The sequence below is a fragment of the Corallococcus sp. CA041A genome, assembly GCF_003612075.1.
GTDB classification, from domain to species: domain Bacteria; phylum Myxococcota; class Myxococcia; order Myxococcales; family Myxococcaceae; genus Corallococcus; species Corallococcus exiguus.
In genome coordinates this window covers 1-7,288 of sequence record NZ_RAWF01000374.1, presented here as the reverse complement: position 1 = coordinate 7,288, position 7,288 = coordinate 1, and the positions used below count along the sequence as shown (strand labels likewise).

The following is a 7,288-nucleotide window of genomic DNA, read 5'->3' as shown; positions in this document are numbered from 1 at the left end:
CCCCCCGCCCGTCCCGCCGCCGGGTCCGCGCGTGTCCACGGGCAGCCTCCAGGTGACGAGCCGGCTGTCGCACCCGTACGTGCCGGTGGGCCCTTCGGAAACGTACGTGACGGTGGACCTCACCGGCGCGGAGGTGCCCGGGGCGAAGCGCAGCCCGGTGAACCTGGCGGTGGTCATCGACCGGTCCGGGTCCATGAGCGGCTACAAGCTCCAGCAGGCGAAGCAGGCCGCGCGGCACCTGGTGACGCTGCTGCGCGACGAGGACCGGCTGGCCATCGTGCACTACGGCAGCGACGTGAAGAGCCTGCCGTCCCTTCCGGCCACCTCGGGCAACCGCGAGCGGATGCTCCAGTTCATCGACGGCATCTGGGATGACGGCGGCACCAACATCAGCGCGGGCCTGTCCGTGGGCCGCACGCAGCTGGCGTCCGCCATGGGCGGGACGGCCACGGTGAACCGCCTCATCCTGATGAGCGACGGCCAGCCCACCGAGGGCGTGTCCGACGAGGAGGGCCTCAAGAACGTGGTGAAGGAGATCCGCGCCTCCGGCATCACGGTGAGCTCCATTGGCGTGGGCACGGACTTCAACGAGGACCTGATGCAGGCCTTCGCGGAGTACGGCGCCGGCGCGTACGGCTTCCTGGAGGACGCGAGCAAGCTGTCCACCCTCTTCCAGCGCGACCTGCAGCAGGCCACCACCGCGGTGGCGCGCAACGTGGAGCTGTCCTTCGAACTGCCCCCGGGCACGACGCTGGGCGAGGTGCTGGGCTACCGCGCGCACCAGGCCGGAAACACCGTGCGCGTGGCGCTGCCGGACTTCTCCGCGGGCCAGACGGAGCGCGTGGTGGCGCGGCTGCACGTGACGGGCACCACGCCGGGCCAGTCCGTGCAGGTGGCGGGGCTGAAGGTCGCGTACACGGACCTGCTCGTGCAGAAGAACGTGGAGGACCAGTCCATGCTGGCCGCGGTGGCCACCAACGTGCTGGAGGAGGTCGTCCAGCGCCAGGACAAGGAGGCCACGGTGTACGCGGCCCGGGCCCGCAGCGCGCAGAACCTCCAGAAGGCCGCGGAGGCCATGAGCCAGGGCAAGAAGGCGGAAGCCAAGGGCTACCTCTCCCAGAACCAGGCCCTCTTCGAGGAGGCAGGTGTGGTGGCGGGCGCGGCGGCGGTGGCGGCGGATCAGGCCGAGCAGACCCGCGCGATGCAGGAATACGACGACGCGGATTCCTATGAAGCCCAGAAGGCCGCCGTGAAGAACAGCAAGGTGAAGGCGCTCAAGAGCTTCGGGCGCATGGGCTCGACGTACTGAGACTCCGGAGCTTCGAGGGGCATGCAGGGGGGCATCGCCCGCCCCCCTGCCCGCCCGCCATCGCGACGTCACATCTTCGCGGTTGACCTCCGGAATCGCGTGGCCCTATCTCCGCGTTCTTCCAGGCTTCACCCCCTGGAAGCAGGGCGCACTGGAGGCGCGGACAAGCATGGCGGCGAGCGCGAGCACCCCGTGGGTTGGGGTCATCATGGGCGGCAAGAGCGACCTGGAGCACCTGCAACCGGCGATCGACATCCTCGCCGAGCTGCGCATCCCGCACGAGGTGCGCATCGTGTCCGCGCACCGCACGCCGGACTGGATGATGGAGTACGCGTCCACCGCGGAGTCGCGCGGGCTGTCCGTCATCATCGCCGCGGCGGGCGGCGCGGCGCACCTGCCCGGCATGGTGTCCAGCAAGACGCTGCTGCCGGTGCTGGGCGTGCCCATGCCCACGACGGTGCTGTCCGGCTTCGACGCGTTGCTCTCCATCGTACAGATGCCCAAGGGCGTCCCGGTGGGCACGCAGGCCATTGGCAAGCCGGGGGCCGCCAACGCGGCGCTGCACGCGGCGGCCATCCTGGCGCTGAAGTACCCGGAGGTGCGCGAGCGGCTGGCCGCGTGGCGCAAGGCCCGCACGGATGAAGTGCTGGCGCAGCGCGAGGTGGCGGGATGAGCGGCCCCATGGTGCTGCCGGGCGGAACGCTGGGCATCCTGGGCGGCGGCCAGCTGGGGCGCATGATGGCGCTCGCGGCGCGTACGCTGGGCTACCAGGTGCAGGCGTTGGATCCGGACTCGGCGTGCCCGTCCCGCTCCGTGGTGGACCGCTGCCTCACCGCGTCCTTCTCCGACACGACGGTGGCCGAGGACCTGGCGCGCCAGTGCGACGTGGTGACGCTGGAGATTGAGAAGGTCTCGCTGTCCACGCTCAACGCGGTGTCGCGTCACGCGCCCATGCGGCCCGGCGCCTCCGTGCTGGAGGTGGTGCAGCACCGCGGCCGGCAGAAGGCCTGGCTCGCGAAGGGCGGCTTCCCGCTGGGCCCGTGGCGCGAGGCGCACTCGGAGGCGGAGCTGGCCGCGGCCATCACCGCGCTGGGCGGCAAGTGCTTCATCAAGTCCAGCGAGGGTGGCTACGACGGGCGCGGCCAGTACGAGGTGAAGTCCGCCTCCGAGGCGGGCACCGCGTGGAAGGAGCTGGGCGAGCGCTCCGTGGTGGCGGAGGCCGCGCTGGACCTGAAGGCGGAGCTGTCCGTGCTGGTGGCGCGCGGGCCGGATGGGCAGCTCGCGGTGTACCCGCCGGCGTTCAACCACCACGAGGAGCGCATCCTCGCGTGGTCGCTGTTGCCGGGTCCGCTGCCCCAGGCCGTGCTGACGCAGGCGTCTCAGGTGGCGCGCGACATCACCGCCGGGCTGAAGGTGGAGGGGCTCCTGGTGGTGGAGATGTTCCTGCTGGGTGACGGGTCGCTGCTCGTCAACGAGGTGGCGCCCCGGCCGCACAACAGCTTCCACTCGACGGAAGTGGCGTGCCTGACGAGCCAGTTCGAGCAGGCCGTGCGCGCGGTGTGCAACCTGCCTCTGGGCTCGGTGGAAGTAGTGCGCCCCGCGGCCATCGTGAACCTGCTGGGCGACCTGTGGCTGCAGGAAGGCGGCCCCAGGTTCGCGCAGGCGCTGGCGCTGCCCGGCGTCCGGCTGCACCTGTACGGCAAGCGGGACGCGCGCAAGGGTCGCAAGATGGGCCACCTGTCCGCGGTGGGAAGTTCGCCCGAGGACGCGCTCCAGCGCGTGAAGGCCGCCGCCACGGCCCTGGGGATGTAATGCCCATGAAGACGAACGCCGCCCGGCTCCTGGACTCGCTCGGCATCGCGTACACGTTGCGCGACTACGACGTGGATCCGGACGACCTGTCCGCGGAGACGGTGGCGGCCAAGGTGGGCATGCCCGCGGAGCAGGTCTTCAAGACGCTGGTGGCCAAGGGCGACCGCACCGGCGTGTTGATGGCGGTGGTGCCGGGCAACGCGGAGCTGGACTTGAAGGCCCTGGCGCGGCTGTCCGGCGACCGCAAGGTGGACACCATCCCCCTCAAGGAATTGCAGCCGCTCACCGGCTACATCCGGGGCGGCGTCACCGCGCTGGGGGGCAAGAAGGACTACCCCGTCTTCGTGGATGAGACGCTGGAGCTGTTCGATGAAGTCGCCGTGTCGGCCGGGGTGCGCGGGACGCAGATTGTCCTCGCCCCGGCGGACTACCTCCGCGTGACGAAGGGCAAGCCGGGACCCATTTCGCGTCCGAAGGCGTAGACCCTTTTCGCGAGCCGCGCGTTCGAAGAGACATTCCCGGCCCTTGGGGGCCGTTCCCGGGGTGTCCCGATGAATGCCGCCGTGTTGCAATTCCACCACCGCGAAGCCTTCGAGCACACCGTCACGCGCGCGTTGGCGGCAGGCGCCGGAGCGGGGCTGGTGCAGTGGCTGTCCTTCCGCGTGGGCATGCCGATGCCGCTGACGTGGCTGGTGCCCGCGGCGGTGGTGCTGGCGTGCGCGCGAGGCGACCGGTGGGACCGGGGCCTCTTGAGTGGCCTGGGGTTGCTGCTCGTGGCGCTGCCCTATGGGCTGGGCCTGTCGCCCGCGTGGACGGTGGCCACGAGTGGCGCGGCCGCGGGCGCGCTGCTGGTGCGCTCCCGCCTCAACGACCTGGGCGAGGAGGGACAGGTCGCGGAGGCCCGTCCCACGCTCGTGCACTACGGCCTGGGCGCCGTGCTGGGCGCGGGGCTCACGCTGGCGGGTGGCGTGGTGGCGAACATCCTGTCGGTGCGGCTGGCGTCCGTGGCCACGCCCACGCTGCTGGCGGCGGCGGTGGTGGGCGGCATCGTGGGGCTCTTCGTGGGGCTGGGCGCCATCGCCGCGCACCTGGGGCTGACGGCGGATCCGGTGGAGGCGCGCGCGGAGGAGCTGCTGCCCCAGCTCTCCGGTGACTTCCACACGCTGTCCGAACGCGCGCTGTCCCTCTACCGTCAATGCGGTCAGTCCCTGGCGAAGCTGCCCCGCGAGCCCGCGCGCGAGGAACTGGCCCGCACGCTGGCGCGGATCACCAAGGGCGCGGTGGAGCTGGCGTCCGAGTGGGCTGGCGTGGAAGCGCAGCTGGAGGAGCGCGCCGCCGCGGAGTTGCAGGCGGAGCGCGAGAGCCTGGAGCGCAGCGCTCGCGCGAGCACGGACGTGGTGGCGCGCCGGCAGTTGGAGGCCGCGGCGGCGTCGCTGGCGGAGGAGGTGGAGCGGCTGGGAGACATGCGTCAGCGGCGCGAGCGAATCCTCGCGAGGCTGCGCGCGGAGGTGGCCCTGCTGGAGCGTGCGCGCGTGGCGCTCCTGTCCCTGCGCAGCGGTCAGGCCCAGCTGAAGGCGGCGGAGCTGGCCTCGCTGGCCCGCCGGTTCCGAGCCCTCTCGACCGCCCAGGGAGAGGAAGGCCAGGCGATGGACGCGGTCGCGGCCCAGGTCACGCTGACCCAGGTGGCGGCGGCGAACGTGGCCCCGGTGACCCCGGTGGATCCGGGGCCGGACGCGTCCGAGGGCGCCAAGGTGCCGGAAATCCAGCGGATTCAGGGGGAATAGGACCTGGGGAGGCTGACGGGGCCCTCCCGCCCGGGCCCTGGGGGACGCCCGTGGCAAGCGTCCGTTTTCGATGTTGGCCCTGCCGAGTGGTCGGGGGGGACTGAAGCTTGAGCCAGAGCGCGGTACATTTCGAGAGCCATGAGCCTGCCCTCCCCCAGCAAGCCCGCACCACCTCCGCCCTGGCTCTGGAACGGTGACGAGCCAAGGGTCGCCACCGTCTTCCAGCCCATCGTCGATCTGCTCAGCGGCGAAGTCCTCGGCCACGAGGTGCTGTCGCGAGGCCTGGGCCCGGTGGAGTCCCCCAACGAGCTGTTCAACCGCGCGCGGGTGGAGGGCTTCACCTACGAGTTGGAGCGCGCATGCTGGACCGCGGCGGTGCGTCGCATCGCCACGCTGCCGGAAGCGCAGCGGCGCGGACCGTTCTTCTTCAACGTCAGTCCGGACGTGTTGAGCGACGAGCGCTTTGGCGGCGCGTCCACGCTGGAGCTGCTGCGTCAGCACGGCCTGAGTCCCCAGCAGCTGGTGCTGGAGATCACCGAGCGCAGCACGTTCGAGGACACGGAGCAGCTGCGCATGCTCGCGCGGCGGTATTCGGAGCAGGGCTTCGGCATCGCGCTGGACGACTTCGGCGCGGGGCACTCGGGTCTGGTGACGCTGGTGCACAGCGCGCCGGACTTCATCAAGTTGGATCAGGCGCTGGTGCGGGACATCCACCTGCACACGTACCGGCAGCACCTGGTGAAGTCGCTGGTGGCGTTCGCGCAGCGCGTGGACGCGGTGCTCATCGCCGAGGGCGTGGAGACGTGGAACGAGCTGGCGGTCCTGCTGCGCCTGGGCATCCGGCACGCGCAGGGCTACCTGCTGGCGCGGCCCGTGAGTTCGCCGCAGCGGCCGGGCGCGGATTTCGCGGAGCGTTGCCGCGAGGCCATCCGCGCCCTGCACCACCGCGAGCACGAGGATGACGAGACGGTGGGCAGCATGATCATCCGCCCGCCGTGCGCGCCGGTGACGGCGCAGGCGGTGGAGCTGGATCGGCTCTTCCGCCGCACGCCGGGCGAGGACCACGTCGTGCTGCTGGACAACGAGCAGCCGCACGCGGTGGTGACGCGGCGGAGCTTCTACGCGCGCTTCGGAGGAACCGCCGCCAGCACGGAGTCCGCGCTTCCGGACGAGCCGCGCGAGGCGCCGATGGTGGTGGAGGACGCGACGGCCATCACGGCGCTGGCGCGCATGGCGATGCGCCGTCCGCCCGAGTCCGTCTACGACCCGGTGGTGGTGACGGACGCGAAGGGCCATTTCCTGGGCACGGTGACGATGAAGCAGCTCATCGCGCGGGCCTCGGACCTGGAGCAGCACGCGGCGACGGGCGCGCATCCGCTCACCGATTTGCCCGGCAGCCGGATGATCGAACGGTGGATCCGCGCCGCGCTCCAGGGCAGTGCGTTCACGGTCATCTACGCGGACCTGGATCACTTCGAGGCGTACAACGACCGCTACGGATTCCTCCAGGGCGACCGGGTGATCCGCTACACGGCGAGCGTGCTGTCGGAGTGCCTGCACCTGTTACCGGAAGGCTCGAACCTGGGCCACGTGGGCGGCGACGACTTCGTGCTCGTGTGTCCGGACGCGGTGGCGCCGGAGGTGCTGCGCACGCTCTGCCAGCGCTTCGACGCGGAGAAGGTCCCGCTCTACGGTCCGGAGGACCTGCGGCGCGGCGGATTCACGGCCAAGGACGCGGCAGGCAACACGGTGCCGGTGACGCTGAGCCTCGCGGCGGTGGACCACCAGGGGTTGTCCGCCAACCCCCACCCCGCGGAGCTGTCCGCCGTCGCCGCGGCCCTGCGCAAGCGAGTGAAGGCCGTCTCCGCGCAGACGCACACCAGCACGTTCCTGTTCCAGCCCGGCGCGGTGAAGTAGCCGGACCGCGCCTCACGTCCAAAGTGAGGCACGGTCGCCCGTCCGAGCCCACCGAAACGGCACGGCCCACGGGTATGCCCCGGCCCCGCCGGGACTCCCCGCCAGCGGTCCCCAGCACGAACCTGTCCGACTGTCCGACAAGTTGGGAGGACCGGCGATGGGGCCCGCCGCCCCATTCGCGTAGCGGAAACCTGTCCGACTGTCCGGCAAGTTTGGATGCACCGTGGCGAGAGGGCCACCTGGTCCAGCCGCGCGCCGGAAACCTGTCCGACTGTCCGACAGATTGGGCGGACCGGGCCGATGGCGGCGGCCACTTGGGCGCCGGAAACCTGTCCGACTGGAGGTCTGCGCGGAATAGGGGTGAAGGCTGACTGGCTACTGAGCCTCAAGGGAGGCAGGGGCCTCCAGCACGAAGTAGACGCAAAAAAGCCGGCTGCGTGTCAGCAGCCGGCGGATGTTGTGGGCC

General features: G+C 71.3%; 6 protein-coding genes. All 6 read left to right on the top strand.

The features are described from left to right. A partial coding sequence (locus tag D7V77_RS38915; protein ID WP_120581271.1) for a VWA domain-containing protein occupies positions 1-1,309 on the top strand: 1,309 nt, incomplete at its 5' end. Between the two features lie 169 nt (positions 1,310-1,478). Further along, entirely contained in the window at positions 1,479-1,982 is a 504-nt protein-coding gene (gene purE, locus D7V77_RS38910) for a 5-(carboxyamino)imidazole ribonucleotide mutase (protein ID WP_169822434.1), read from the top strand. Beyond that, entirely contained in the window at positions 1,979-3,121 is a 1,143-nt protein-coding gene (gene purK, locus D7V77_RS38905) for a 5-(carboxyamino)imidazole ribonucleotide synthase (RefSeq protein WP_120581268.1), read from the top strand. Before purE ends, purK begins: the two co-directional genes overlap by 4 nt. 5 nt (positions 3,122-3,126) lie before the next feature. Continuing rightward, on the top strand, positions 3,127-3,603 hold the full coding sequence (ybaK, locus tag D7V77_RS38900) for a Cys-tRNA(Pro) deacylase (RefSeq protein ID WP_120581269.1): 477 nt from the start codon (positions 3,127-3,129) through the stop codon (positions 3,601-3,603). An 81-nt stretch (positions 3,604-3,684) separates the two neighbouring features. Beyond that, entirely contained in the window at positions 3,685-4,905 is a 1,221-nt protein-coding gene (locus tag D7V77_RS38895; protein WP_233597500.1) for a hypothetical protein, read from the top strand. A gap of 138 nt (positions 4,906-5,043) precedes the next feature. Next, on the top strand, positions 5,044-6,822 hold the full coding sequence (locus D7V77_RS38890) for a GGDEF domain-containing protein (RefSeq protein WP_120581266.1): 1,779 nt from the start codon (positions 5,044-5,046) through the stop codon (positions 6,820-6,822). Positions 6,823-7,288 lie beyond the last annotated feature (466 nt).